The 26,704-nt window shown below is 62.4% G+C and carries 21 protein-coding genes and 1 pseudogene; 6 read left to right on the top strand and 16 right to left on the bottom strand.

All coding sequences use genetic code 11. The annotated features are described in order from the left end of the window. Window positions 1-2: 2 nt before the first annotated feature. The 5 genes from BSF44_RS17050 to BSF44_RS17030 form a co-directional block, all read right to left on the bottom strand. Window positions 3-2,522 (bottom strand): RND family transporter, encoded by a 2,520-nt coding sequence (locus BSF44_RS17050; RefSeq protein ID WP_095944501.1) that lies wholly within the window; start codon window positions 2,520-2,522, stop codon window positions 3-5. Between the two features lie 16 nt (window positions 2,523-2,538). After that, window positions 2,539-3,630: a YCF48-related protein gene (locus tag BSF44_RS17045; protein ID WP_095944500.1), complete on the bottom strand. Its 1,092-nt coding sequence runs from the start codon at window positions 3,628-3,630 to the stop codon at window positions 2,539-2,541. Window positions 3,631-3,787: 157 nt separating this feature from the next. Then, window positions 3,788-5,146, bottom strand: coding sequence for a DUF1329 domain-containing protein (locus tag BSF44_RS17040; protein WP_095944499.1), 1,359 nt, complete (start codon window positions 5,144-5,146; stop codon window positions 3,788-3,790). A gap of 41 nt (window positions 5,147-5,187) precedes the next feature. Continuing rightward, the gene (locus BSF44_RS17035; RefSeq protein ID WP_095944498.1) at window positions 5,188-7,191 is read right to left on the bottom strand and encodes a DUF1302 domain-containing protein; all 2,004 of its coding nucleotides are present in this window, start codon (window positions 7,189-7,191) and stop codon (window positions 5,188-5,190) included. A gap of 124 nt (window positions 7,192-7,315) precedes the next feature. After that, window positions 7,316-7,882, bottom strand: a complete 567-nt coding sequence (locus BSF44_RS17030) for an alpha/beta hydrolase (RefSeq protein WP_095944523.1) — start codon at window positions 7,880-7,882, stop codon at window positions 7,316-7,318. 356 nt (window positions 7,883-8,238) lie between these two features. On the opposite strand from BSF44_RS17030, the gene BSF44_RS17025 reads away from it, so the two are divergent. Next, entirely contained in the window at window positions 8,239-9,255 is a 1,017-nt protein-coding gene (locus BSF44_RS17025; protein ID WP_095944497.1) for an AraC family transcriptional regulator, read from the top strand. Between the two features lie 190 nt (window positions 9,256-9,445). Here BSF44_RS17025 and BSF44_RS17020 read toward each other — a convergent pair whose 3' ends face one another. The 7 genes from BSF44_RS17020 to BSF44_RS16990 form a co-directional block, all read right to left on the bottom strand. Further along, window positions 9,446-10,456 carry a YeiH family protein gene (locus BSF44_RS17020; protein ID WP_095944496.1) on the bottom strand — a complete coding sequence of 337 codons (1,011 nt, stop codon included), beginning with the start codon at window positions 10,454-10,456 and terminating at the stop codon, window positions 9,446-9,448. Next, on the bottom strand, window positions 10,453-10,779 hold the full coding sequence (locus BSF44_RS17015; RefSeq protein WP_095944495.1) for a Rieske 2Fe-2S domain-containing protein: 327 nt from the start codon (window positions 10,777-10,779) through the stop codon (window positions 10,453-10,455). Before BSF44_RS17015 ends, BSF44_RS17020 begins: the two co-directional genes overlap by 4 nt. Next, complete coding sequence (locus BSF44_RS17010) at window positions 10,776-11,438, bottom strand: DsbA family oxidoreductase (protein WP_095944494.1); 663 nt, start codon at window positions 11,436-11,438, stop codon at window positions 10,776-10,778. The genes BSF44_RS17015 and BSF44_RS17010 overlap by 4 nt, the downstream gene beginning before the upstream one ends. Continuing rightward, entirely contained in the window at window positions 11,435-12,766 is a 1,332-nt protein-coding gene (locus BSF44_RS17005; protein WP_095944493.1) for an MFS transporter, read from the bottom strand. Before BSF44_RS17005 ends, BSF44_RS17010 begins: the two co-directional genes overlap by 4 nt. 92 nt (window positions 12,767-12,858) lie before the next feature. Continuing rightward, the gene (locus tag BSF44_RS17000; protein ID WP_095944492.1) at window positions 12,859-13,911 is read right to left on the bottom strand and encodes a 3-keto-5-aminohexanoate cleavage protein; all 1,053 of its coding nucleotides are present in this window, start codon (window positions 13,909-13,911) and stop codon (window positions 12,859-12,861) included. Window positions 13,912-14,013: 102 nt separating this feature from the next. Further along, window positions 14,014-14,862 (bottom strand): TauD/TfdA family dioxygenase, encoded by an 849-nt coding sequence (locus tag BSF44_RS16995; protein WP_095944491.1) that lies wholly within the window; start codon window positions 14,860-14,862, stop codon window positions 14,014-14,016. Between the two features lie 13 nt (window positions 14,863-14,875). Beyond that, window positions 14,876-15,856 carry a quinone oxidoreductase gene (locus tag BSF44_RS16990; RefSeq protein WP_095944490.1) on the bottom strand — a complete coding sequence of 327 codons (981 nt, stop codon included), beginning with the start codon at window positions 15,854-15,856 and terminating at the stop codon, window positions 14,876-14,878. Window positions 15,857-16,060: 204 nt separating this feature from the next. On the opposite strand from BSF44_RS16990, the gene BSF44_RS16985 reads away from it, so the two are divergent. Continuing rightward, window positions 16,061-17,980: an alkaline phosphatase D family protein gene (locus BSF44_RS16985; RefSeq protein WP_095944489.1), complete on the top strand. Its 1,920-nt coding sequence runs from the start codon at window positions 16,061-16,063 to the stop codon at window positions 17,978-17,980. Window positions 17,981-18,111: 131 nt separating this feature from the next. Then, window positions 18,112-18,606: an adenylate kinase gene (locus BSF44_RS16980; protein WP_095944488.1), complete on the top strand. Its 495-nt coding sequence runs from the start codon at window positions 18,112-18,114 to the stop codon at window positions 18,604-18,606. A 223-nt stretch (window positions 18,607-18,829) separates the two neighbouring features. Here the strand turns inward: BSF44_RS16980 and BSF44_RS16975 are convergent, their stop codons facing one another. Further along, window positions 18,830-20,020, bottom strand: coding sequence for an aspartate aminotransferase family protein (locus BSF44_RS16975; protein WP_095944487.1), 1,191 nt, complete (start codon window positions 20,018-20,020; stop codon window positions 18,830-18,832). 102 nt (window positions 20,021-20,122) lie between these two features. Here BSF44_RS16975 and BSF44_RS16970 point away from each other — a divergent pair, with 102 nt between their 5' ends. Further along, window positions 20,123-21,040 carry a LysR family transcriptional regulator gene (locus BSF44_RS16970; protein ID WP_095944486.1) on the top strand — a complete coding sequence of 306 codons (918 nt, stop codon included), beginning with the start codon at window positions 20,123-20,125 and terminating at the stop codon, window positions 21,038-21,040. Window positions 21,041-21,049: 9 nt separating this feature from the next. On the opposite strand, the gene msrA is transcribed toward BSF44_RS16970, so the two are convergent. Genes msrA through msrB form a run of 3 tightly spaced genes read right to left on the bottom strand, consistent with a single transcriptional unit; the run spans window position 21,050 to window position 24,115 of the window. Then, complete coding sequence (gene msrA, locus BSF44_RS16965) at window positions 21,050-21,757, bottom strand: peptide-methionine (S)-S-oxide reductase MsrA (RefSeq protein ID WP_095944485.1); 708 nt, start codon at window positions 21,755-21,757, stop codon at window positions 21,050-21,052. Between the two features lie 30 nt (window positions 21,758-21,787). Continuing rightward, complete coding sequence (locus BSF44_RS16960) at window positions 21,788-23,563, bottom strand: cytochrome c biogenesis protein DipZ (RefSeq protein ID WP_095944484.1); 1,776 nt, start codon at window positions 23,561-23,563, stop codon at window positions 21,788-21,790. Between the two features lie 33 nt (window positions 23,564-23,596). Beyond that, the gene (gene msrB, locus BSF44_RS16955) at window positions 23,597-24,115 is read right to left on the bottom strand and encodes a peptide-methionine (R)-S-oxide reductase MsrB (protein ID WP_095944483.1); all 519 of its coding nucleotides are present in this window, start codon (window positions 24,113-24,115) and stop codon (window positions 23,597-23,599) included. A 265-nt stretch (window positions 24,116-24,380) separates the two neighbouring features. On the opposite strand from msrB, the gene BSF44_RS16950 reads away from it, so the two are divergent. Then, entirely contained in the window at window positions 24,381-25,100 is a 720-nt protein-coding gene (locus tag BSF44_RS16950) for a response regulator transcription factor (protein ID WP_056728524.1), read from the top strand. Continuing rightward, window positions 25,097-26,616 (top strand): annotated as a pseudogene (locus tag BSF44_RS16945) (ATP-binding protein). Before BSF44_RS16950 ends, BSF44_RS16945 begins: the two are co-directional and overlap by 4 nt. Window positions 26,617-26,704: the final 88 nt, after the last annotated feature.

The following is a 26,704-nucleotide window of genomic DNA, read 5'->3' as shown; positions in this document are numbered from 1 at the left end:
GCTTACTCGGAAGTGGTCACGGCATGCGGCATGCCGGGACGTTCAGTGGATTCAGTGGTTTCGGTTGCCGCGACAGCACCGGGCTGAGGGGCCCGTTCGCGCAGCAGGAAGTACGACAGGGCCGGAATCAGGATCAGCGCGCCGAGCATGTTCCACAGGAACATGAAGGTCAGCAGGATGCCCATGTCGGCCTGGAACTTGATCGGCGACCAGACCCAGCACACCACGCCGGCGGCCAGGGTGATGCCCACCAGCCCGACCACACGGCCGGTGAACGACACGGCGTTGCGGTAGGCCTGGGACAGCGGCAGGCCCTGGCGCTGGAAGTGCAACTGCACGCTGAGCAGGTACAAGGCGTAGTCCACGCCGATGCCCACGCCGAGGGCGATCACCGGCAGGGTCGCGACTTTCACGCCGATGCCCATGGCCACCATCAAGGCTTCGCAGAGGATCGAGGTCAGCACCAGCGGCAACAGCGCCACCAGCGTGGCGCGCCAGCTGCGGAAGGTGATCAGGCAGAACAGCGTCACCGCCGCATACACGTACAGCAGCATGGTGCGGTTGGCTTCGCGCACCACGATGTTGGTCGCGGCCTCGATCCCGGCAGTACCGGCGGCGAGCAGGAACTGGCGATCCGCGGTGCTGTTGTCCTTGGCGAACTTGTCGGCAATCGCCACCACCGCATCGAGGGTTTCCGCCTTGTGATCCTTGAGGAAGGTGATCACCGGCATCAGCGAGCAGTCGGTGTTGAACAGCTCCGGCGAGTTGACCGAGGCTTGCTGCGCAGCGTAGTTGAGCACGTCCTGGTTGCGCTGGATGCTGTTGAGCTTGGGGTTGCCTTCGTAGGTGCCGGCGGTGATCTGGCGTACCGCGTTGACCAGAGAGGCCGTCGCTTGCACGCCCGGATACTGCTGCAGCTCCCAGGCCAGGCGGTCGGCGAGGACCAGGGTTTTGTAGTTCAGGCAGCCTTCCGGCGCGGTCTTGATCATCACCGCGAACAGGTCGCTGGACAGCGCGTAATGCTGGGTGATGTAGGCGTTGTCGCGGTTGTAGCGCGAGTCGGCGCGCAGCTCCGGCGCCCCGCTGTCGAGGTCGCCGATCTTCAGGTTGAGGCTGACCAGGTAACCGCCGATGCCCATCAAGATGGCGACCAGCACGGCACCGGTAGCCCACTTGGCCGTGGTGAAGCGATCGAGCGCGTCCCACAGTTTGCCGAAGCCTTTGTGCTTCTCGGCACGGTTGTCGATCTTCAGCGCGCGCTCGGCGGCCTTGGCGCCGACGCCGATGTAGGACAGGGCCACCGGCATCAGCAACAGCGAGGTGAAGATCAGCACCGCGACACCGATGCTGGCGGTGATCGCCAGGTCCTGGATCACCGGGATGTCGATCAGCATCAACACGGCGAAGCCCACGGCGTCGGCCAGCAGCGCGGTGACACCGGCGATGAACAGACGGCGGAAGGTATAGCGCGCGGCGATCAGTTTGTGGGTGCCACGGGCGATGTCCTGCATGATCCCGTTCATCTTCTGCGCCGCGTGGGACACGCCGATGGCGAAGATCAGGAACGGCACCAGCACCGAATACGGGTCGATGGCATAACCGAGCCAGGCGACGATGCCCAGCTGCCAGACCACCGCGATCAGCGAGCAGCCGACCACCAGCAAGGTGCTGCGCACGCAACGGGTGTAGGCGTAGATGATGATCAGCGACGTGACCACGGCCAGGCCGAAGAACATCATCACCTGGATCAGGCCGTCGATCAGGTCGCCCATCAGTTTGGCGAAACCGATCACCCGCACCTTGTAGTGACCGGTGCCTTCGACTCCGGATTGACGCGCCGCGCTGTCGCCGGCGTATTCGATCTTGTCGCGCAACTGCTCTTCGAGCATCTGCGAGAAGGCGTGGTAGTTGATGCGCTGGCCACCGGCGGCGGCTTTGTCCATCAGCGGCACGATCAGCATGGTCGACTTGAAGTCGCTGGCCACCAGGCTGCCGACGAGGCCCGCGCGGGAGATGTTCTGGCGCAATTGTTCAATGTCGGAGGGCGAGCCCTGATAACGGTCGGGCATCACCGGGCCACCCTGGAAACCGTCCTCGGTGACTTCGGTCCAGCGCACGGCCGGGCTCCACAGCGACTTCATCCACGCACGGTCGACGCCTTCGGTGAGGAACAGCTGGTCGTTGACCTGCTTGAGCACGTCGAGGTATTCGGGGTCGAAAATATCACCCTGGGTGTTCTCGACCACGACGCGCACTGAGTTGCCCAACCCGCGCAGCGAAGCGCGGTTTTCCAGGAAGTTCTGGATGTAGGGCTGGCTCTGGGGAATCATTTTTTCGAAGCTGGGGCGCAACTCCAGGCGAGTCACGGCCATGAAGCCCAGCACCACGGTGGCGAGCGCCATCAGCAGCATGAACAGCGGGCGGTAGTTGAACACCAGCCGCTCGAGGAGGTTGCCGGAGCGCTGGTCGAAATCCCGCAGGTCGCGGATCACCGGCATGGCGTCTTGTTTGATATTGCCCATGTCTGGGTTCTCGCTCTTAGGGTTCGAGGGCTGGATCGGCGGACAGCGTCCGGGCGCCACGGCTACCCGCCACCACCAGTGAACCGTCGGTGGCCTGGGTGGCGCCGGCGACCGGGGTCGGTGCCGGTTGCTGCTTCAGACGCAACTGCGCGCCCGTCCCCTGGCTGACCAGCATCTGCCCGCCCTGGGTGAACAAGCGATAATTGCCACGGGCGTCGATCAGGCCGGCGGTGATGCTGACGTGCAGGCCGCTGTCCAGTGCGGTCCAGCGCTGGCCGCCGTCGGTGCTGCGCAACACGTTGCCGCGCAGGCCGTAGACCAGCACTTCGCCGGGCTTGCCGAGCACGCCGAAAAAGCTGCCTTGATAAGGCGTCGGCACGGCATTGAAGCGTTGGGCGCTGTCGTCCCACTTGAGCAGCAGGCCTTGCTCGCCAGCGATGTACACACCGTCGCCGGTGGAGGCGATGGCGTTGAGGTGGAAACCCTGGGGGTTGTCGGTGCGGTCCTGAAACGGGGTCCAGGTCTGACCACCGTCGTCGGTGCGCAGGATCAGGTTGAACACGCCGACCACATAGCCGGTCTTGTCGTTGGCGAACCAGACGTCGAGCAGCGGTTTATCCGCGCCCTGATCGGCTAGCTTCTGGCCCTCGGTGACCAGCAGCGGCCATTGCTCATTTCCCGGATCGGCGCTGGCCAGCGCCGTGTAATGTTTGACCAGCAAGGCGCCGATCTGACGACCGTCGAGTTGCTTTTGCCAGGTCGCGCCAGCGTCGCTGCTGTGCAGCACCACGCCGTCGTTACCCACCGCCCAGCCTTGGGTGGCGGTCGGAAAACTCACCGCAGTGAGGTCGGCACTGGCCGGTACGGCGGCCTGTTGCCAGTGCTTGCCGGAATCATCGGAAAACAGAATATGGCCACGCTGGCCGACGGTAATCACTCGCCCGCCGGCGCGAGTCATACCCGACAACGGGCTGTTGATGGCCAAGGCACTGACCCTGGCGGGCAGGTCCAGCACATCGACGTACTCGGCCGCCTGGGTGACGCCCTGCGACAGGCCGAACACGACGCCAAGCGCCAGCTGCAACATATTATTTTTATACGAACACATACTGCGTCCTCTTCGGAAAACCTGGCGCCGTGCAGATCCTGTGGGAGCGAGCCTGCTCGCGATGGACTCAAAAACACCGCGGGGAACCAGATTCCCCGCTTCATCGTTCACGACCATCGCGAGCAGGCTCGCTCCTACAGGGGATCGTGCGGTTGGCTTAGCGAATACCGGCGCCGGCCAGGGATTCCGAAGACCACTGGGCCTTGGAGAGCGGCTCGATGTACTTGATGCCGCCGTAAGGGCCGACTACACCGTTGATGTTGTAGGAACCGCCGACCAGGTCGTAGATCATGAACGGCGTGGAGTCCGGAACCTGCTTGTCGTAGCTCTGGCTCAGGAAGGCGAAGGAACCGCGATAGAGCTGACCACGGGCGTCATATTGATCCGAGGCCAAAGCGGTCCAGCTGTCTTCGTCGAGGTAGAAGCGGCGCTTGGCGTAGATGTGACGAGCACCGGACTTGAGGTTGCCTTCGACGACCCAGACGCGGTGTTTTTCCCAACGCACGAAGTCCGGTGACAGGTGATTGGCGGTGGTCAGCGACTTCGGATCCTGCACGTAGGTCAGCTTGTAGGTGTTGTACGGCACGATCATTTCCTGCTTGCCCGTAAGCTTCCAGTCGTAGCGATCCAGCGCACCGTTGAACACGAACACGTCATCGTAGGTGCCCGCGCCAGCGGTACCCGGGTTGGGCGTGTCGTAGGCCAGGCTCGGAGCCAGCTTGACCCGACGCTGCCCCGGCAAGTACTGCCAGGCGCGACGCGGTTGCTGCAACGGGTTGGCGGCGTCCTTGAGCATGATTGCCTCACCGGCGCGGCGCGCAGGGCCGGTGTACGCCAGCTTCATCTGGTAGTACACGTCGGCGCTGCTGATCGGCTGCGAGAGGTTTTCGTAGATCGGGTAGGAGATGTTCGCTTGCCCGGTGGTTGCCAGGCTTGGCACACCGGCGGAGTCGACGTTCCAGGAGTCGTACTTGGAGCTGATGCTGACGCCTTGGTAGCGCAACAGGAAGTTCCACATCGCTTCGTTGCCCGACTGCGGAATCGGGAATGGAATGCCCGGCAGCACGTTGTCGATGGCCAGGCCACCTTCCAGGGACTTGGCGCCGCTGGCGTTCTTCACGCCGTTATCCAGAATCGCCTGGGGCAGCGACACGGTGCGGTGCGTCGGGAACACGTCGACACGGAAGGTCGGGAAACGCTTGGCCAGTTCTACCGTGGTCGCCGTGAGCATGCCCTTGTACTGATCGACGTTCTTGCCGTCGATCACCAGTATCGGTTTTTCACTGGCAAACGGGTCCGGGCGCATGCTGTCGCCGGCCTTGAAGCTGGCCGGCGGCGTGGTCAAGCCACCGTTGTAGGCAGGAATGGAACCATCAGCGTTCCCGGCTTTTTCAGCCCCTACCATGGTCAGGCTGGTGCCCAGTTTGGCAGCTTCCTGAGTTGAAACGGCAGCCTGTGCCTGAGCGGCGAAGACCATGGCCAAGGACGCGGCCAACACGGTTTTTACGAATTTCATCTTGTTATTCTCCTGCTTGCATTGAGCAAATCAGTGGTGAATCAGAATGTAGTTTTCATCGTCAGGTACACGGCGCCACGGTCCTCAGTCGTGGCACCACCTCCGGAGAAGGACGAGTAGCCGCCGGCATAACAGGCGTAGTTTTCGTTGCCGCTAAAGGCGTTCGGGGTGGAGCCGTCACCGGCCTTGGAACCGGTACTCACACCGCTGTTGTTGCACTTCTCGGTTTCACCGAAAGAGTCCACGTACTTCAGGTCGACAAAGTATTTGTTGTACACAATGGCGCCCACGCCCACGGCATAGTTGCCGGTGTCCTTGGCACCGCCACCGGAGACCGGCGACACACCGTCGAGACCGACGTTGACGGACATCGGCGCGTTGAGATCCACACCCGGGAATACCTGGTACCAGGTCGGTGTGAAGTTGACTGCCAAGCCCCAGTTGTCACGGGTCGGCGCGTCGATACCGCGATAGCTGCTCTTGCCTTTGTAGAGCGCTTCGTTCTCGCTATCGAGCTTGAGCAGGTTGCTGTAGTACAGCTCGGCAAGCACGGTTGCCTGGTCGAACACCGGTGTTTTAGGCAGGGTCATCAGACCGTTGAGCGTCCAGTGCAGGGTATCGCCGGTGGCGCTCATGCTGTCGCCACGGCTCGGGGTGTCATAGACCACACCGGTAGCGTCCGTACGTGCAGGCAGCAGGCCAAGCCCTTGACCCAGGCCCAGCGGGCTGCGGGTACTGACGATCGCCGGGATACTGGCCAGCGGCATGTTGTGACGGATGTTCAGGTCCGAACCGACACTGATCCCGCCCACGTCCTTGGACAGGCTCAGGCCGAGGATCTTGATGTTGTCGGCATAGGCCAGTTGATAGGTGGCGGTGTTCAGCGAATTGAGGGTGTTGATCACCGCAGGCACCTGCCCCGCCGGACGGGTGCCGTTCGGGTTGGCCGAGCTGATGCCCCGGGCGTCCAGCCAGGCTTGCGGCAGGATTTCCGAGGTTTCGCGGTAGTAAACGCCGAGGGTGCCATCCAGCCAGGCCGGCGACCATTTGGCCATGACGCCCCAGTCGCCGCTGTCATGCGGCGTCAGGTCCTTGCCACGACGCACATTGGTCAAGGCGTTGCACGGCGCCAGGCCACAACCCAGCGGACTGCCCGGTACCACGCCGTTGGTGTTGCCCAACAGGAACGATTGCGCGCCGAAGCCGACCAGGTCGGAACCACCGTAATAGGTGCCCGCTTCCGGAAGACGCGCGGCATCCCAATTCAGGAAATACTGGGCACCCACGGTCAGCTCGGGATTGATGGTGAACGACATCGACAGCTGGTTACGCGGAACGAACAGTTCCTTGGCTTCGGTACCCGGCGACGCGGCGAGCTTGGCCAGGTCGAGGCCGGACTGGCCATAGCTGACCGAGTGCACCGGATTGAGAATGGTCTCGCCCCAGAACACGTTGTGCTGACCGGCCTTGGCGCTGAACATCGACTCCTCGCCCACTTCGGTGCTGTAGAACACGAAGGCATCGAGGATTTCGCCCGAAGGACCGCTGTAGTAGCGCTGGGCATAGTTGCTCAGGTGCGGGCTGCCGTTGCCGACGTTGTCACGGTTGACCCCGGCAAGGCGCGGGTCGTTGGCGATCAGGCCCGAACGCGCATCGTTGCCGTTGACGAACGGGTTGGAATTGGAGCCAGTGTTGTCATAGGCCTTGTCGTACCAGCTGGCGGCGCTGACGCGAAAACCCATGGCGTTCTTGTAGACCACGTCCATTTCGGTCAACAGGTCGATACGGTTGGTGATGTTGGTACCGGCCTTGCGGAAGTTGTAGTCGCCGTCGTTGTTGTTCGGCGTTCCCAACATGCGCTTGTCGGCACTTTCGGTGCGCACGCCGTAGTTGTACTTGATGGTGTTATCCACGCGTACGTTCCAGTCCGGGTTCCCCGTCTCGATCTCGACCGCATGGGCCGCCGGTACGCTTGCCGCGAGAATGGCCGAGGCCAGCAAGGTGCAGCGTGGAGCGGTGAAGCCGTGACTCTTATTGTTGTGCATTGCGTTGTCTCCGCCTTTTTGTCTTTGTTTTAAGCGCAGCCGCCCTCGCACAAACCTCTTCGGGTTTGCGTTTAAGGAATGAGGGCAAATGCCGGTTGGCGTACTGCCAGTCCAGCTCCTTGTACTAGCGATCCAGCTCCAGGATGAGTGCTTCTGCTTGCTGCCAGTGGCCAAATCCTGCGGCCGGATTGAGATGGCCGACATCGCCCAGATTGAGCAATTCGGCGCCCCAGCCTTGCGCCATGCGGGTGACCGCGGCAAGACTGGCCAGGTGATCGTTGGTGCTGCCGGCCACGATGCTGCGAAATGGCAGCGGGCTTTGTGGCAGAGGATTCCAGCCCTGGCTACGCAGGGTTTCGGACGATGGATAGTTTGACGGCCAGACCGCATCGAGATCCGGTGGCGCGGCCAGCAAAGCGCCCTTGATCGGACGGCTGTAGTGCGCCGCCCAGTGCGCGACCATCAGCACGCCGGCGCTGTGGGCCACGAGAATCACGGGGCCGTCGATTTGTTCGAGTTCGTGTTGAATCGCCCGCACACGGGCCATGCAATCGAGTTTGTCGGTTGTAAGCGGCGCCACACTGCGCACGTTGCTCAGCCTGGCGGCAAGCAGTGTTTGCCAATGTTCGGCCACGTGCTCGCGCAGACCCGGAACGATCAGAATGGTGGCGGCAGTTTGCAGTTTGTCCACGGTCAACACCTTCGCTTTCTCGATAACTCGACTGGCTGTTTTCGCCAGGGGCTTTTTGTAGTGTCGACATTAAAGAGCGCCCACCCGAAGCGCTTTACATTGGACGTCAGGCACTTTTCTTTTGATGACAAATTGTCGGACACTTGGACAGTGCGACCACCGGTCTAAAAACCCCGCAGGTTGGCGCAAGGTCACTGTAATCAACGGATGAGCGCCGGTGGTTCCATGCAGCGTAGAAGATGAGTGACCGGACAGCATGAAATCCATCAACGACATGACAACTGTTCAACTGTTGATACGCTGGATATAGTCGCCACGCTCACGCCAACCGCCATCGGCCCAGGGAAGACTTTTGCATGACCAAGCTTGTTCGCGCCGCTGTCTTGACCAACTACCTGGAGGTCACCCAATACCTGGGTTTCAACCCGCGCGACGTGCTGGCCGCTGTCGGCCTGAGCAGGGCCCAACTGCAAGCCCCTGAACACCGTATCCAGATCGATGCCGCCGTCCGCTTGCTGGAAGACTCGGCCACCGCCAGCGGCTGCCAGACCTTCGGCCTGAGCATGGCCGAGTCGCGCCAGCTCTCGGACTTCGGCGTGGTCAGCCTGCTGCTCAGCCACCAGCGCACCCTGCGCGATGCCTTGCAGGTCGTGGTGGATTACCGGCACCTGATGAATGACTCGCTGGCCATCTTCATTGAGGAGGCCGGCAAGATGGTGATTATCCGCGAAGAGGTCGTCACCGAATCGCCGATGCCCAGCCGCCAGGCCACGGAGCTGGCCATCGGCGTGATGTTCCGGCTGTGCTCGGCCCTGCTGGGCTCACACTGGCATCCCTACAGCGTCAACTTCATGCACCAGCCACCGGACAACCTGCACCTGCACCGCCGCCTGTTCGGCTGCAACCTGGAGTTCGGCAGCGAGTTCAACGGCATCGTCTGCCCCGACATCAGCCTGGACATGACCAACCCCAATGCCGACCCGGCCATGGCCCGCTACGCCCAGAGCTACCTCGACTCGCTGCAGAACCACGAAGGCACCTCGATGCTGTTCGAGGTGCGCAAGGCCATCTACCTGCTGCTGCCCATGGGGCGCGCCACCATCGAACAGGTGGCGCAGAGCCAGGGCATGAACGTACGCACCCTGCAACGCCGCCTCAAGGACGACAACTGCGCCTTCAACGACGTGATCAACGACGTGCGCCGCGACCTGGTGCTGCGTTACCTGGACAACCCCAATTACTCGTTGAGTCGAATTGCCGACATGCTGGGCTACTCCATGGCGAGTTCGTTTACCCGTTGGTTCATCAGCCAGTTCGGCATGCCGCCGGCGACGTGGCGGGCGCAGAAACAGGCTGGGACGAAGTCGTCCTGACAGCCCGGCAAAAAAAAACGGCGACTGCTGGCACAGTCGCCGAAAGCACGAGATTGGAACTGCAATCCTTGTAGGAGCGAGCCTGCTCGCGATGGTCGTGAACGATTACGCGTATAAACAGATGCCCCGCGGTGCTCTTGGATTTTTCGCGAGCAGGCTCGCTCCTTCAGGTTTTAATCCTGGCCGATGTTCAGAGCCCCCAGCGCAGCAACAACAGCACCAGCACCACCAGGAACACCGTCTCCCCGACCATCAGCAGAATCGGCTTGATCCCGACCGCCGCCAGCTCCCTGAGCCGGGTCTTCATGCCCAGGGCACTGATGGAAATCACCAGGCACCAGCGCGACAGTTCGTTGACCGATCCTTGCACCGCAGGCGCTATCCAGCCAGTGCTGTTGATACAGGCCAGAATCAGAAAGCCGACGGCGAACCACGGCAACAGCGGCGGGCGCTTGCCGGTCGGGTCGGCGCCTTGCATGCGGGTGATCATCGCGGCGGTGACGATCACCGGCAGCAGCATCGCCACACGCATCAGCTTGACCACAGTGGCGGTGTCACCGGTCTCGGTCGACATGCTGTAGCCGGCGCCGACCACCTGGGCCACGTCGTGGATCGTGGCGCCGAGAAACACGCCCGCCACCTGCGGCGACAACTCCAGCCAGTTGGCGATCATCGGGTAGACGATCATCGCCAACGTCGACAGCGCCGACACGCCAATGACCGTGAACAGTGTGGCGCGTTCTTTCTGCGGATGGTTCGGCAGCGCCGCTGCCAGGGCCAGGGCCGCCGAGGCGCCGCAGATGGCCGTCGCGCCGCCGGTGAGCATGCCGAACAGGCGCTGGAAGCCCAAGGCCTTGGCGGCGATCACCGACACGCTGATGGTCACCACCACCAGGATCACCACCAGCGCTATAGGCTTCCAGCCCAGCGCGGCCATTTGCTCCAGGGTGATGCGCATGCCCAGCAACGCCACGCCAATGCGCAGCACGGTGCGGGCGGTGAACTCGATGCCGGCCTTGCAGGGACCGTCATCGGCAAGAAAATTCAGGGCCATGCCCAGCAACAAGGCAAACAGCATGACCGGCGCACCGTAGTGCTCGGACAGGAACGACGCGGCGGCCGCGACAATCAGACTGACGATAAACCCCGGTGCCAGTTCGCGCGTGCGACTGTGGATACGGGTAAGAGCAATGGCGCTCATGGCGCGGACTCCTCGGTAACGATGACGATAAACGCCTGGCCGTCGATGATCTCGACCGGGTAGTTGGTGACTTTGACCTGCCTGGAATTGAGCAGGTAGCCGCTGTGCAAATCGAAGCGCAAACCATGGGCGAGGCATTGAATCACCCGCCCCTCAAGACGCCCTGCGCATAACGAGGAACCCTGGTGCGGGCAGCTGTCGTCAATGGCAAACAGCTGCCCGTCGACGTTGAACAGCGCCAGGCTTTTGTCTTCGAACTCGAACAGCGCCCGGCCGCCGGCCGGCGGGTGCTTGCCGGCCGGCACGGGAATGCGCCGGGTCATGCTGGCTGCCGCTCGCGATCACTTTCCTTGAGGGCTTCGTTCATGGCCCCGAGCAGCGCCTGGGCTGGTTGTGCGCCGATCACCGTCATGCGGTTGTCGAACTTGAAGCTCGGCACGCCACTGGTCGCGCCGGGGGATCCTTCAAACGGCGTGGCATCGCCCGTCAGGCAATCGAGCACCCCGTCCGGGGCGATGCCGCAGGAGCGGGCAATGGCGAGCAAGGTCTCACGGCAAGCGAGGTTTTCGCGCCTGAAGAAATAAGCGGCGAACAGCCGTTCAAGCAACATTTCACGCTGACTGGCGTTGCCCAGTGCGCTGGCACGCTCGAACAAGCGATGGGCGTCCGCGGTGTTGGGCATCGTCTCGATACGGCTGAGGTCGATGGCCAGTCCGACTGCACTGGCAGCCTGTTGTACCTGGGTCTGGCGCATGGTCATCGCGTCGGCATTGCCCAGGCGCTTGCGATAGAAATCGGCGAAAGGTTCACCTTCTACCGGTATCTGCGGCAGCAACTGCACGCCATGCCACACCGTGGTGATCTGCACGTCCGGATGGCGACTGCGAAACTGCACCTGCGCATGCTCCAGTTGGCGCTTGCCGATCAGGCACCAGGGGCAGATAAAATCGAAAAACACATCAATACGTAAACGACGACTCACAACTTCACCTCTATCCCGGCGGCACTGACGGGCTCAGGCACGCTCTGACCCTCAAGCCGGGCGATATCTTTGTGGTAATGACACTTGGCATAGAAGAACACCGCTGCCGCCGCGAGGCTGACCAGCGGCACTAATTGGAAAGCGGCATGCAGGCCGATGAGGTCGGACACACGGCCAGTCAGGAACGGCCCGGGTGCCAGCCCCAGCAGGTTATTGGCCAGGGTCAGCGTGGCGAACGCCGTACCGTGGACGGAGTAATGGGTCAGGTTGGCAACCATCGCGCCGGCGGGGCCGGTGGTGCCGGTGGCAATCGCCATGCCCAGGCAGATCAGCGCCAGTTGCACCGGCCCTGCGTGCAAGGCAAAGGCCGCCGACAGCAGCAGGCAACTGCCCAGGCAAAAACCAATGGCCAGGCTGACCTTGCGCTCCGGCGAGTTGCGACACAGGCGGTCGCTGAGCATGCCGCACAGGATCATCCCCGCGCCGCTGCACAACACGATGATCGCCGCCATGCCACCGGCCTTGTCGGTGGGCATGTCGTAGTAGCGGTTGAGGTAGCTGGGAATCCACACCATCACCGTACCGCCGACGAACAACTGCAAACCGCTGGCGATGTAGGTCGACACCACCGAACGGCTGGACCACAGCGTGCGCAGCGGACGCTTGACCGCGGCAGCCGTCTTGTTCGCAATCTGCGCGGCACGTTGTGGCGCAATGCGCGCTTCCTTGACGATCAGCGGGTAAAGCACCGCCAGAAACAGGCCAAACAGCGACATGCCGGCGAACGACCAGCGCCAGCCCAGCTTGGCGGCAATCGCACCGCCCAAAGCCATGCCCAACACCGAACCGAACATCCCGCCGGCCATGAAGGCACTGGCCAGGGTGGCCCGCATGTGTTTGGGGAACACCGAAATCACCACCGCGATGCCCACGCTGCCGTAGGCGGCTTCGCCGACGCCGACCATGAACCGTGCGATGAACATTTGCTGGTAGTCCTGGGCCAGCGCGCAACCCAGGGTTGCGACGCTCCACAGGAACGCCATCAGCGCCAGGCTCTTGACCCGGCCGAAACGGTCGGCCATCAACGACAGGGGAAACGTCAGCAGGCCGACCATCAGGGCAACGATGCCGCTGAGCAGACCGAGCTGTCCGTCACTCAACGCCCACTCAGTCTTGAGCAGCGGGAATACCGCGTTCAGCACCTGACGCGACATGTAATCGGAAATCAACAGGCCGAACGTCAAGGCAAAGACGATCCAGGCATATTGGCGCGCAACGCCGACTCCGCAGGAGTCGTCATCGTCAGCGGCTATTGGGTGAAAGGCCATGCAGCCTCCTCAAGAGCTTTGTTTTATTTTTGTTATCAAGCGTGTAACGGTCGGGCGGACGAGAGGTCACGGCCTCTCGTCCCGACCCTCGGTCAGCCGCGTTGCGGAGTACCTTTCTGCCCAGCCTTGCGGTTGGGGGCCATGCCGTTGGCCAACAGGGTTTCTTCGATGGTTTCGTACTGCACGCCGATGCGGTAGATCTCACGGGCTTCCTTGCCGGTGGCGATTTCACGGCCCAGTTCGTGGGCAATGCGCACGGTTTGCTGGATCTGGGCAACCGAGCCGAAACGATCGCCCTTGTGATCAATGATAGTGTCTTCGTTGCCCACACGCGGGTGCATGCCCATGGCCATCGACATGGTGTTGAACGGCATGACGTTCTTGAGCAGCGATTCGGAGGTCAGGGTGCAACCGTCCGGCGCGCGGTGGATGAAGTTGAAGAAGTTGAACGGGTTCGGGCCATCGAAACCGCCGCCGATGCCGATCCAGGTCAGGTTAAGCGGACCTTTGTAGATGCCCTTGCGCACCAGGCGCTCCAGGCTTTCCATGGCGTGCATGCCGGTCAGCTGGAAGTGTGGCTGGATGCCGTTGTCCATCAGGCGCTTGAGGTGCTCCGCAACCCAGGCCGGGCCTGCCGGTACGGTCATTTCGCTGTAGGCAGCCTGGTACAACGGGTTGGCCAGGGAGGTGCCTTCCAGGTATTCCGGATACAACAGCTCCATGATGTTCATTTGCGTGGTGTTGATTGCCACGGTGACCTGATCCGGTTTCGGCGTCAGCTCGGCCAGCATGTGGCGGGTGTCGTCGGACAGCCACTTGGCCGCTTCGCCATCGCTTTCCGGAGCGAAGGAAATCGAGCCGCCGACCTGGATGATCATGTCTGGCACGGCTTCACGCACACCGGCGATCAGCTCGTTGAACTTCGACAGGCGCTTGGAGCCCTTGCCGTCCAGTTCGCGCACATGCAGGTGCAGCACGGTGGCGCCGGCTTCATAGCATTCGACCGCTTTCTGGACTTGCTCGTCCATGGTCAGCGGGATGTCTTCCGGGAAGTCTTCCGGCATCCACTCCGGGCCGTACGGGGCCACGGTGATGACTACCTTTTCCATGTTTTCGGGGTGCAGGGAATCGTCGAAGAATTGCATGGCTGCTCCAGTTCTTATGATTGTTCCGTCCACCCGGGGTCGTGCCGGGCAGACATTTTTACGAATACGAATGCCGCGAGTGCGATTGCAGGTGGCGTTCGATCAGAACGTCTTGTCGCCGATGATCCCGGCACGGTCCATCTTGCGATGGCACGGCGGGTAATCCATGACGGCGTAGTGCTGGGTACTGCGGTTGTCCCAGATAGCGATGCTGTTGGGCTTCCAGCGCCAGCGCACTTGATACTCGGGGATGTACGCCTGGCTGATCAGGTAACGCAGCAGCTCGCTCGCGCCGGGGTTGGCGTCCTGGCCGAACCGCACCCGCGCCGGGGTGTGGTAGTTGCTGAAGTGCGTGGCGAAGGCGTTGACGAACAGCACCTTCTCGCCGGTTTCCGGATGTGTGCGCACCACCGGGTGCTCGGCATCCGGAAATCTCTCCCTGAGCGCCAGGCGTTTTTCGATCGGCATGGCCGCACCGAAGCTGGCTTCGATGCTGTGACGGGCGCGCAGGTCGGCGATCTTCACCTTCACATCTTCGGGCAAGCGCGCGTATGCCTCGACCATGTTGGCCCACATGGTGTCGCCGCCCACCGGCGGGCACTCCAGGCAACGCAGTACGCAGCCCATCGGCGGGGCTTCGCGCCAGGTGGCGTCGCTGTGCCAGGAGTTTTCGTAGCGGTCCGCCGGCTGGTCCGGACGCTTGTAGATTTGCACCAGACCCGGATGCTCCGGATCGCTGCCGGCCACCGGGTGATCCTCCAGCTCGCCGAAGCGCCGGGCGAAGGCCACGTGTTCGGCGCGGGTGATGTCCTGGTCACGCAGGAACACCACGCGATGCTTGAGCAACTGGGCGCGGATTTCGGCAAACAGACCGTCGTCATGTACCGCGTCGGCCAGGTTGACGCCGATCAGTTCGGCGCCGATGGTGCAGGTCAATTGTTCGACTTTCATGGCTGGCCGCTCCTTAAACGACGAAAATCGATGAGCCGGTAGTCTTGCGCGATTCAAGGTCGCGATGGGCCTGCACCGCGTCCTGCAAGGCGTAGTGCTGGTTGATCTCGATCTTGATCCGGCCGCTGCCGACGTGGTCGAACAACTCACCGGCCAGCTCGGCTTTTTCAGCTGGGTCGCTGATGTAGTTGGCCAGGGCCGGACGGGTGAGGAACAGCGAGCCTTTCATCGCCAGCATCACCGGGTCGAACGCCGGGATCGGGCCGGACGCGGTACCCACGCAGACCATCAGGCCACGAGGTTTCAACGAATCCAGCGAACCCATGAAGGTGTTCTTGCCAACGCTGTCGAACACCACGTTGACGCCCACACCGTCGGTCAATTCGCGAACGCGAGCGGCGACGTCTTCATGGCTGTAGTTGATCGTATGGTCGCAACCGTGAGCCCGGGCGATTTCCGCCTTTTGCTCGGTCGACACCGTGCCGATCACGTTCAGGCCCAGCAACTTGGCCCACTGCGAAACGATCAGACCGACACCGCCGGCGGCGGCATGCAACAGGATGCTGTCGCCCGGTTTGAAGTCGTAGATGCGGCGCATCAGGTACGAAGACGTCAAACCGCGCATGGTCATCGCGGCAGCGGTCTCGAAGCTGATGGTTTCCGGCAGTTTGATCAGCGGCGCGGCCGGGATCAGGCGCTCGGTGCTGTAGGCACCGAGGGTGTTGAGGAAACCGGTGTAGGTGACACGATCACCGACCTCGACGTTGGTGACCCCTTCACCAACGGCCTGGACGACGCCAGAGGCCTCGACGCCCATGCCGTTGGGCATCGGAATCGGGTAGGTGCCGTTGCGGAAATAGGTGTCGGCATAGTTCAGGCCGACTGCCACATGACGAAGCCGAACCTGGCCGGGACCGGGTTCGCCGACTTCGACGTCCTCATAACGTAGAACTTCGGGACCACCGGTTTCGTAAAAGCGTACGGCTTTGGCCATTTTTCTTATTCTCCAATCTGCAATGTGGGCGTGTTGCATCGAATTGCGCTGATTGGACTGTAGGACGAGGCCTGTCGGGACGCTTCTCATCAGACGACAATGGCTTTTCATTTGGTGACAGGCAGAAACGGGATCGTCTAGCCGGTCCCGTCGCCACCTGCGCTATCATCGCCCGCTTCCACGCCCCAAGAGTCTTGAAGCCGGATGTCCGAAACGCTGCCACTGCCTGATGATCATGCCCTGCCGCCGGTCCTGGCGGGTCCGCTGTTGCGGCGTCTGGAGCCCACGCGGCTGGCGCTGTGGCTGGTGGGTTCCCGGGCGCTGGCGCTGACCTTGCGCCTGCAGGGCATCGGCGATATCCGCCTGGATGCCGGGCAATGCACGGTGATTGCAGTGGGGGCCCATGCCTTTGTGCACTTGATCGATGTACACCTCGATTGCGCCCTGCCCTGGGACGAGTCGATCGACTATGACCTGCTGATCGATGGCACGGAAGAAGGCATCGCCGACTGGGCGCCGCACCTGCTGTACGGCGATGCCCGTTGCCCGAACTTCGTCCTGCGCGCACGGGTCGACCAGTTGCTGCACGGCTCTTGCCGCAAGCCTCATCACCCGGCGACAGACGGCTTGCTGTGCGTCGACCGGTTGCTGGCGCAGGAACACGCGGCAAAAGACCGCCCGGCACTGCTGATGATGACGGGCGATCAGGTCTACGCCGACGATGTCGCGGGGCCGATGCTGCGGGCGATTCACGCCTTGATCGAGCGCCTGGGTCTGTTCGGGGAACACCTCGAAGGCGCCGTAGTCAGCGACAGCGCCAGGCTCTACGAGCATCCGGCCAGTTACTACCACCGTGCCGATCTGCTGCCGGCATTGCAAAGCAATGAAACCCTGCGCGAGCGGTTTTTCGGTGGCGCGCGCAAGCCGATTTTCACCAGCAGCAGTGCCGACAACCACCTGGTGACCTTCGCCGAAGTCATGGCCATGTACTTGCTGGTCTGGTCGCCAGTGCCCTGGACCCTGATCGCGCCCCAGGCACCGTCGCTGACGCCGGAACGGCTCAAGCGCTACGCCCTTGAACAGACGCGCATCGATGCCTTCAAGGCAGGCCTTGGCAACGTCGCGCGGGCACTGGCGCATCTGCCGACGCTGATGATTTTCGACGACCACGACATCACCGATGACTGGAACCTTAGCGCGCAGTGGGAAGAAACGGCCTACGGCCATCCGTTCTCCCGGCGCATCATCGGCAACGCGCTGCTGGCCTACATGTTGTGCCAGGGCTGGGGCAACCATCCGGATGCGTTCGCCGCCCTGCTGGAAAAGGCCGGTGCGTTGAGCGTCAGCACACACCAGCGTCACCTCGACCGCACCGTTCAGGATGATTTGATCGGTGATCTGCTGAAGTTTCAGCACTGGCATTACGTGCTGCCGACCACTCCGGCCATCGTGGTGATCGACACCCGCACCCGGCGCTGGCGCAGCGAGATGAACCTCAAGCAGCCTTCCGGTTTGCTCGACTGGGAAGCCCTGAGCGAACTGCAACAGGAACTGCTGGACCACCCGAGTGCGATCATCGTTTCGCCCGCGCCGATCTTCGGCGTCAAGCTGATTGAAACCGTGCAGCGGGTATTCAGCTGGTGCGGTTATCCACTGCTGGTGGACGCGGAAAACTGGATGGCCCATCGCGGTGCGGCGCAGGTGATCCTGAATATTTTCCGCCACTCGCGCACGCCGGGTAACTACGTGGTGCTGTCGGGCGATGTGCACTATTCCTTCGTCTACGAAGTGCTGATCCGCCACCGCAAGGCCGGGCCGCGCATCTGGCAGATCACCAGCAGCGGCATCAAGAATGAATTTCCCGCCACTCTGCTCGAGTGGTTCGACCGCCTCAACCGCTGGCTGTACTCGCCACGTTCACCGCTGAACTGGCTGACCAAGCGTCGACGCATGCGCATCGTGCCCCACGTGCCCGAACACGCCGAAGCCGGTGAACGGCTATGGAACTCGGCGGGGATCGGGCAGGTGTTCTTTAATGAAAAAGGTCAACCGCAGGACATTTTTCAGCACAACGCCAATGGTTCGCCGAAGACCCGGATGGTGGCGCCCGAAAGCGACGAGTGATCACAAAAAACTGTGGGAGCGAACTTGCTCCGGGCGGCGTACCGACGATTGCAATCTGTCAGTCACTTTAGTGGTGACTGCCACACCGTCATCGCGAGCAAGCTCGCTCCCACAATTGATCGGAGTCGCTCATGGACCTCACCCGAACCCTGATCATTGGTAATTCCGGCTCGGGCAAGAGCTGGCTAGCACAGCGGCTGGCCGAGCAACTGCGTGTGCCCTGGACCGATCTCGACCGGATTCACTGGCTGTCCGACGAACACAGCATCCCCCGCCCCCGAAATGAAACGCTGGGTATGGCGCGCGGGGCGGCAAGTGAAGAGCGCTGGGTGATCGAAGGGGTTTACGGCTGGATCGTCAGCGAAATCCTCCACCGCGCCACGGCGTTGATCTGGTTGTGTGTCGATGACGAGGATTGCGTCGCCAACATTCGCCAACGGGAAACACAGGATGATGAACGGTTGGTGGCATTGCTGGAGTGGGCGGGCAGCTATCGCACGCGTGATGACTCAAGTGGATTTGCTGCGCATCAGCGGTTGTTCGAAGGGTTTAGCGATTCAAAAACTCGGTTGATGGATCAAGCTGAAATCACGGATTTTTTCGGCGCAATGCGAAACCCCGGTTAACCACTGCATCTGCCCCTTTCAAATCGGATCTGGACTACAGCAATCGCAGAAACATCTTTTGGAATGCAAACGGATACTGAACACCTATCCAGATGCGGAGAAGACCATGCGATATATCCGACACTTGCTGAGTTATTGCAGTATGAAAAAGAACACGCCGGTTGGCCTCGACGTGTCTGATGAAACCGCTTACCTACTACGATCAAAAGCCAACGCTGAACGATTATTCCAGTCGATCGAGAACTTGCGAAATCACCCCACTCACCCCTCTGACAATCATCTCCACCTCCCGCTCATCAATGGTCAGCGGCGGCAGCAGGCGGATGGTCTTGCCCCGCGTGACGTTGATCAGCAAGCCGTGATCCCGGGCGGCGATCAGGCTCAGGTCGCGGATCGGTTGCTTGAGTTCGAGCCCGATCATCAGGCCCTGGCCGCGGACTTGCGAGACGTTCGGGTTGCCCGCCAATTCTGTGCGCAATCTTTCGAGCAGGCGCGCCCCCTGAAGCCGGGCGTTTTCCAGCAGGCCTTGTTCTTCAACGATATCCAGTACGGTGCATCCGACCCGGCAGGCCAATGGATTACCGCCGAAGGTGCTGCCGTGGCTGCCCGGCGTGAAGAGTTCTGCCGCCTTGCCACGGGCCAGGCACGCGCCGATGGGCACGCCGTTGCCCAGGCCTTTGGCCAGGGTCATGACGTCCGGGACGATGCCTTCGTGCTGGAACGCGAACCACTGGCCGGTGCGGCCGATGCCGGTCTGGATTTCATCGAGCATCAACAGCCATGAGCGCCGGTTGCACAGTTCGCGCACGGCCTTGAGATAGCCCGGTGGCGCCAGCTGCACGCCGCTTTCGCCCTGGATCGGCTCCATCAGGATCGCCACGATCCGTGAACCGTGGGCCTGCTGCACCTTGTCCAGCGCATTGAGGTCGCCGAACGGCACTTTGACGAAATCCCCCGGCAGCTTGTTGAAACCCAGACGCACCGCAGGGCCATCGCTGGCCGACAAGGTGCCGAGGGTGCGGCCATGGAACGCGTTCTCCATGACCACCACCAGCGGCTGCTCGATGCCTTTGTGCCAGCCATGCAGCCGGGCGATCTTCAGTGCGGTCTCGTTGGCTTCGGCCCCGGAGTTGTTGAAAAACGCCCGGTCCATGCCCGCCAGCCGCGTCAGTTTCTGCGCCAGCCGCTGTTGCCAGTCGATGCTGTAGAGGTTCGACGTGTGCAGCAGTAACCCGGCCTGTTCAACGATGGCGGCGACGATTTTCGGATGGGAGTGGCCGACATTGGTCACCGCCACACCGGCGACCGCATCCAGGTATTCCCGGCCGGCCTGGTCCCATAGGCGAGTGCCCAGGCCCTTGTTGAAACTCAAGGCCAAGGGTTGATAAGTGCTCATCAGGCAGGCGGCGGTCATGACATCAAGCTCCAGCAAGGGTCGGTGTTTTTGCAGTATGGTTAGCCACCAGAACTGGATAAACACCGAAAAACTTCAATCATTTAAAAGCAGAGCTTGATAATGGATCTGTTCCAGGCAATGACCGTCTACGTGAAAGTGGTGGAGACCGGCAGCATGACCGCTGCCGCTTTGCAGTGCGAAATGTCCACGACCATGGTCGGCAATCACCTCAAGGCCCTGGAGCAACGACTGGGTGTGCGCCTGCTCAACCGCACGACGCGGCGCCAGCGGCTGACCGAGTTCGGCACCGCGTATTACCTGCGCTGCCTGGAAGTGCTGGGGTTGGTGGCCGATTCCGAGCGCCTGGCCGAGCAGGCGCTGGACGAACCGAGCGGCATCTTGCGCATCACCGCGCCCCTGACCTTCGGTACCGAACGTCTGGCACCGGCACTGAGTGAGTTCAGCCGGCAAAACCCGCGGGTGAAACTCGACGTGGTCCTGACCAACCGGCGCCCGGATCTGCTGGAAAACGGCCTCGATGTAGCGTTCCGCCTTGGCGCTCTGGAACCCTCCAATCTGATCGCCCGCCCGCTGATCGACTACACCCTGACCATGTGCGCGTCACCGGAGTACCTCGCCCGGCGCGGCACACCGCAAACGCCTGAAGACCTGCGACACCACGACTGCCTGTCCTTTGCCTATCCGGCCGGGGATGACTGGCAATCGGTGCAAAAGGAATGGCGCCTGGCCGGTCCCGATGGCGAAGTCAGTGTCGGGGTCAGCGGGCCGATGCTGATCAACAGTTCGGCGGGACTGCATCAGGCGGCGCGCACCGGCATGGGCATCGTGATGATGCCCGACGCCCTGGTCGAGCAGGATCTCAAGGACGGAAAGCTGTTGGCCCTGATGCCCGATTACTGCCCGCCCAGCCGGCCGATGCACCTGGTCTATGCCCAGGATCGCCACCGTTTGCCGAAACTGCGGCGCTTCGTCGAGTTTGCCGTACAGAGGTGGGGCAAGCACCCGTCGGCCGAATAGGCCATGCATTTACATCCCCGCCTTCACCAGCACCGGCTGCTCCTGATAGCGATTGGGGTACAGCTGCTTCAACTGCGCGACCTTCGGCAAGTCGTTGATCACGATGTACGGATAGGTCGGATGCTCGGTCAGGAAGTCCTGATGTTCTTCCTCCGCCGGGTAGAAACCGTTGTAGCTTTCCAGCTTGGTCACTATCGGTTTATCGAACGACTTGGCGGCATCAAGCTGGGCAATGTAGGCCTGCGCGACCCGTTGCTGTTCACTGGTTTTGGTGAAAATCGCCGAGCGATATTGAGTGCCGGTATCCGGCCCCTGGCGATTGAGTTCGGTCGGGTTGTGTGCCACCGAAAAGTAGATCTGCAACAAGGTGCCGTAGCTGACCTGAGCAGGATCAAACGTCACTTCGACCGATTCCGCATGGCCGGTATTGCCGTTACTGACGCGCTCGTATTGTGCGGTATTGGCCGCTCCGCCCGCGTAGCCGGAGACGGCGTTCTTCACGCCTTTGACATGCTGGAACACCCCTTGAACACCCCAGAAACAGCCACCGGCAAACACGGCGGTTTCGCTGCGGGCCTGAGTGGTTTCATCGAGGGCCGGCGGTGGAAGGATGACCCCCTCTTCGGCGCCACCGAAGGAGAAGGCCGAGCATTGGCCGATGATGCCGGCAGCCGCCAGCCCCAGCAGGGTACGGCGCCAGGTAAAGAGTGTTTTCATGGGGCGAACTCCTGAAGCGTTGGAAAGTAATCAGCCGAAGGTGAAGGCGTAAGCCGACGCACCCGGATCAAGAAACTCGATACTGAAGGTCCGGTCGGTCACGCCGCCGCTCTGACGCACCAGTTGATACAAGCGCTGGTCGGTCACGGTGCCGCTGCCGTCGGGGGCCACGTCCATGCCGTGGGCATCGCCGGGAGCCTTGCCGTCGATCAGCACCTTGAAGCGCACCGGCTTGCCATCGGCGCCAGGGCCGAGAACCAGATGCAAATCACGGGCATGGAAGCGATAGACGATGCGGCTGGCCGGTGCGCTGGCGGTGGCCCGCTCCGGGCCGACATGCCACTGGCCGCCCAGGCTCCAGTCGTTGAGGGCCAGTTGCGCAGGCGGGTTGTAGGCCGCGACCTTGTCCGGCACCAGCGCGGTTTGCGGTACGAAGTGCTCGGCACGCTGGTAGCCGACATAGGTTTCCGGCGACTGCACGGCGTCGTTGTCCGGGGCCATTTGCACACCGTCGGCCTTGGCACTGATCAGCCCGTCGGCGACCTTGGCCGCCCCCGCCTCGCGCAGCAATTGCTGAATGACTCGCTCAGACTCGGCGTACGCGCCTTCGCCGAAGTGGTGATAGCGAATGCGTCCCTGGGCGTCGGCAAAGTAATGCGCCGGCCAATACTCGTTGTTGAAGGCGCGCCAGATCTTGAACTCGTTGTCGATGGCCACCGGGTAGTTGATGCCCAGGTCTTTCATGGCCTTGGTGACGTTGCCGACGTCACGCTCGAAGGCAAACTCCGGCGCATGCACACCGATCACCACCAGACCCTGATCGCGATACTTCTCGGCCCAGGCCTTCACATAGGGCAGCGAACGCAGGCAGTTGATGCAGGAGTAGGTCCAGAAATCCACCAGCACGACCTTGCCTTTCAAGGCCTGGGCATCGAGAGGTGGCGAGTTGAGCCATTGCACGGCGCCCTCCAGTGACGGCAGGTTGCCTTCGACCGGCAAGCTGCCCGGGGAATTCTCGGCCACTTGCGCTGCGCCCCCGGAGGTCGAGTTCTGCGCCATCATCGCCCCGCTGTTACGCGCAGATTTGCCGCTCAGTTTTTCCACCAGCGCCTGCTCGATACCACCGGTCGACGCCGTAGAGAGCCGCGCCAGAACCCCCGTATCCAGACCCAGGGCAATCGCCGCCACACCCGCCAGCATCGCCGCGCCAAGACCGCGACGCAGCCATTCGCCCGCGCCGATGGAGCGCTTCATCGCGGTGAAGACTTTGCCGCCCAGCAACAAGGCCAGCGCGAGGGACGTGGCGGCACCGGCGGCATACGCCAGCAGCAAAAAGCTGGTTTGAATGCTGGCGCCTTGTAGTGCTGCACCGGTCAACAGCAGACCGAGAATCGGCCCGGCGCAAGGTGCCCACAGCAGGCCGGTGGCCACGCCGATCAGCAACGAAGCACCGGGACGTGGTCGCGCATCGGCGCCCGCCGCCTCCGACAAACGACTGCCCGCCGCCACCAATGGCCGGGTCAGGCGTTCAGCCAATTGCGGCAGCAACAACGTCAGTCCGAACAATGCCACGAACACCAGCGCCAGCCAGCGCCCGTACTGGTTGAGCTGCACCACCCAGCCACCGCCCACCGCCGCCAATGTGGCGACCAGTGCGAAGGTCAGCGCCATCCCGATCAACAGCGGTAATCCGCTTTTGACGAAGGGTTGCCCGGTGCGGGCGAAGACAAACGGCAACACCGGCAAAATGCACGGGCTGACAATCGTCAGCACACCACCGAGATAAGCGAGGACCAGCAGCCACATGGCGATTACCTGCAAAAAGTGAGTGGAAGGGAATCACACCGTCCTGGGCACGAATTTCATCGCCAGGCCATTCATGCAGTAGCGCAGGCCGGTGGGTTTCGGGCCGTCGTCGAAGACATGCCCCAGATGCCCGCCACAGCGCCGGCAGTGAACCTCTTCGCGGACCATGCCGAACGCCCGGTCCTGACGGGTCGCCACGGCCTTGTCCAGCGGCGCCCAGAAACTCGGCCAACCGGTGCGGCTGTCGAACTTGGTTGCAGAGGAAAACAGCGGCAGGTCGCAACCGGCGCAGGCGAAGGTGCCATCGCGGTGCTCGTTGTTCAGCGGGCTGCTGTAGGCGCGTTCGGTGCCTTCTTCGCGAAGGATGTCGTACTGCTCGTCACTGAGGATCGCGTGCCATTCGCTGTCACTGTGGGTCACTTCGAATACCTCCGCTGCGCTGGCCTCACTGATCAATGCCGGGCCTGTGGAAAACTTCGGCAACAGGCCGATTGCCAGGGCCGTCATCCCCAGCCCGCCGCTCGCGACAAGAAATTGCCGTCTTGAAAACATGCTCGCCTCCAAAAAATCCAGGGGTGTTTCATGGAACACAGCCTAGGCTTTGGGTGATCGCCAAATCCTCACGGGAAGTTAAACAATTCGTGATAACTCAGACCCCGAAAAACCCGCACAATGCGTCTGCCCGAACTGTAGGAGCGAGCCTGCTCGCGATGGTGGTTCAGACACAGTGGTGTCGACTGACACTCCATCGCGAGCAGGCTCGCTCCTACAGGGGCATTGCGCATCATGCGTGCATCGCACTGAAGGATTGAGCTGAATGGAACAGACCAAACGCGTCCTCGTGGTCGAGGACGATATGCATATCGCCGACCTGATCTGCCTGCACCTTCGCGATGAGCAGTTCGAGGTGGTACACAGCGCCGATGGCGATGAAGGCATGCGCCTGCTGCAACAGGGCAACTGGGACGCACTGGTCCTCGACCTGATGCTGCCCGGCGTCGACGGCCTGGAAATCTGCCGCCGCGCCCGGGCCATGGCCCGCTACACGCCGATCATCATCACCAGCGCACGCTCCAGCGAAGTGCACCGGATTCTCGGCCTGGAACTGGGTGCCGACGACTATCTGGCCAAGCCCTTTTCCATGCTTGAACTGGTGGCCCGGGTCAAAGCGCTGCTGCGCCGGGTCGATGCCATGGCGCGCAACCTGAAGATGGACGCCGGCAGCCTGCTCACCGACGGCCTGGCCATCGACCCGATCACCCGCGATGTGTCCCTCGACGGACGGCGCCTGGACCTCACGCCCCGGGAGTTCGACTTGCTGTATTTCTTTGCCCGCCAGCCCGGCAAGGTGTTTTCGCGCATGGACCTGCTCAATGCCGTGTGGGGCTACAGCCACGAAGGCTACGAACACACGGTCAACACCCACATCAACCGCCTGCGCGCCAAGATCGAGGCCGACCCGGCGCAACCGGTGCGCATCCTCACGGTCTGGGGCCGTGGCTACAAATTCGCCACAGGCGAGGAGCCGCAGCCATGAGGCTGACCCTGACGCAACGCCTGTCCCTGGTGTTCGCCGTGCTGCTGCTGGTGTGCTGCGGCACGTCGGCGTGGTTGCAGGTGCGCTCCAACCAGATGCATGAGCAGGAAGTGGTGCAAGGCTTGTCCCGGGACCTGGCGCAGCACATCGCCAGTGACACGGTGCTGATGGACACCCAGGGCCTGATGCCCAATGCCGTGCGTGACCTGTTCAGCAAACTGATGCAGGTCAACCCGAGCGTCGAGGTGTACCTGCTGGACACCGAGGGCAAGATTGTCGGCAGCGCCGCGCCCGAGGGCCGGATCCGTCGCGAACGGATCGACCTGGCGCCGATCCAGCGCTTGTTGCGGGGCGATGCCCTGCCGATTCTCGGCGACGACCCGCGCAGCGTCGATGCGCGCAAGGTGTTCAGCGCGGCACCGCTGAAAGTGGATGGCAAGCCGGCCGGTTATCTCTACGTGGTGTTGCTCGGCGAGGATCACGACCGCCTGGCCGAACGCGGCGCGACCAGCGCGGCGCTCAACACGGCATTGCTGTCCATCGGCCTGGTGGCGCTGCTGTGCCTGATTGCCGGTCTCACGGCGTTTGCCCTGATTACCCGGCCGTTGCGCCGTTTGACCGAAACTGTCAGCCAGTTCGACATCGATGGCGTCCCGGTGACACCGGCCCTGCCTCTCGCAGTGGAAAAAGCCGCCAGCCATGATGAAATCGCCGTGCTCGATGCGGCATTCCGGCAGATGCAGACCCGCCTGGGCGAGCAATGGCGCTCGTTGACCCGCCAGGATCAGGAGCGCCGCGAACTGGTGGCGAACATCTCCCACGACTTGCGTACGCCGCTGGCCTCGCTGCACGGTTATCTGGAAACCCTGTCGCTCAAGGACACCACGCTGTCCCCTGCCGACCGCCGTCGCTATCTGGGCATCGCCCTGGACCAGAGCCGCAAGGTCGGCGGTCTGGCGCAGTCGCTGCTGGAACTGGTGCGGTTGGAACATGGCTTCGTACAACCGGTGCTGGAACGCTTTTCCCTGACCGACCTGGCTCAGGACATCTTCCAGAAATTCGAACTCACCGCCGAAGCACGCCAAGTCGAACTCAAGGCCACCTTCGCGCCTAATGCCTCAGCGGCCTGCGCGGATCTCGGCTTGATCGAGCGGGTGCTGACCAACCTGTTCGACAACGCCCTGCGCCATACCCCGGCCGGTGGCGAGGTCGAGCTGGGCCTGCGCCCGCAAGGCTCATTCATTGAAGTCACGGTCAGCGATACCGGCCCCGGCATCGCCCCGGAACTGCGCGAAGGGTTGTTCCTGCGCCCGTTCAATATCGGCGGCGCACGGCGTGATGGTGGGCTGGGGCTGCGGATCGTGCATCGCATCCTGCAATTGCATGGGCGCGAGATTCAGCTGATCGATGTGCCTGGGCGCGGGGCGACGTTCCGGTTTTCATTGCCGATCGATGAGGAAACGGCAACTGCGTTGGCGGTGCGTCGATGAACCTCAATACACCGCGGCAGGCCTGACTGACCGAGGCGCCTGCTTTCGCGAGCAGGCTCGCTCCCACAGGGGTTATGTGTCGATCACAAAATCCGCAGCAAATCAGATCAATTG

The sequence above is a fragment of the Pseudomonas sp. ACN8 genome (assembly GCF_002303925.1).
GTDB lineage: Bacteria > Pseudomonadota > Gammaproteobacteria > Pseudomonadales > Pseudomonadaceae > Aquipseudomonas.
Note: the sequence above shows the minus strand (reverse complement) of the source record. Positions and strands in the feature narration are given on the sequence as shown.

Coding starts and splice junctions, on each gene's coding strand:
- BSF44_RS17050 (WP_095944501.1), bottom strand. CDS start 2,522: ATGGGCAATATCAAACAAGACGCCATGCCGGTGATCCGCGACCTGCGG.
- BSF44_RS17045 (WP_095944500.1), bottom strand. CDS start 3,630: ATGTGTTCGTATAAAAATAATATGTTGCAGCTGGCGCTTGGCGTCGTG.
- BSF44_RS17040 (WP_095944499.1), bottom strand. CDS start 5,146: ATGAAATTCGTAAAAACCGTGTTGGCCGCGTCCTTGGCCATGGTCTTC.
- BSF44_RS17035 (WP_095944498.1), bottom strand. CDS start 7,191: ATGCACAACAATAAGAGTCACGGCTTCACCGCTCCACGCTGCACCTTG.
- BSF44_RS17025 (WP_095944497.1), top strand. CDS start 8,239: ATGACCAAGCTTGTTCGCGCCGCTGTCTTGACCAACTACCTGGAGGTC.
- BSF44_RS17020 (WP_095944496.1), bottom strand. CDS start 10,456: ATGAGCGCCATTGCTCTTACCCGTATCCACAGTCGCACGCGCGAACTG.
- BSF44_RS17015 (WP_095944495.1), bottom strand. CDS start 10,779: ATGACCCGGCGCATTCCCGTGCCGGCCGGCAAGCACCCGCCGGCCGGC.
- BSF44_RS17005 (WP_095944493.1), bottom strand. CDS start 12,766: ATGGCCTTTCACCCAATAGCCGCTGACGATGACGACTCCTGCGGAGTC.
- BSF44_RS17000 (WP_095944492.1), bottom strand. CDS start 13,911: ATGCAATTCTTCGACGATTCCCTGCACCCCGAAAACATGGAAAAGGTA.
- BSF44_RS16995 (WP_095944491.1), bottom strand. CDS start 14,862: ATGAAAGTCGAACAATTGACCTGCACCATCGGCGCCGAACTGATCGGC.
- BSF44_RS16990 (WP_095944490.1), bottom strand. CDS start 15,856: ATGGCCAAAGCCGTACGCTTTTACGAAACCGGTGGTCCCGAAGTTCTA.
- BSF44_RS16985 (WP_095944489.1), top strand. CDS start 16,061: ATGTCCGAAACGCTGCCACTGCCTGATGATCATGCCCTGCCGCCGGTC.
- BSF44_RS16980 (WP_095944488.1), top strand. CDS start 18,112: ATGGACCTCACCCGAACCCTGATCATTGGTAATTCCGGCTCGGGCAAG.
- BSF44_RS16975 (WP_095944487.1), bottom strand. CDS start 20,020: ATGACCGCCGCCTGCCTGATGAGCACTTATCAACCCTTGGCCTTGAGT.
- BSF44_RS16970 (WP_095944486.1), top strand. CDS start 20,123: ATGGATCTGTTCCAGGCAATGACCGTCTACGTGAAAGTGGTGGAGACC.
- msrA (WP_095944485.1), bottom strand. CDS start 21,757: ATGAAAACACTCTTTACCTGGCGCCGTACCCTGCTGGGGCTGGCGGCT.
- BSF44_RS16960 (WP_095944484.1), bottom strand. CDS start 23,563: ATGTGGCTGCTGGTCCTCGCTTATCTCGGTGGTGTGCTGACGATTGTC.
- msrB (WP_095944483.1), bottom strand. CDS start 24,115: ATGTTTTCAAGACGGCAATTTCTTGTCGCGAGCGGCGGGCTGGGGATG.
- BSF44_RS16950 (WP_056728524.1), top strand. CDS start 24,381: ATGGAACAGACCAAACGCGTCCTCGTGGTCGAGGACGATATGCATATC.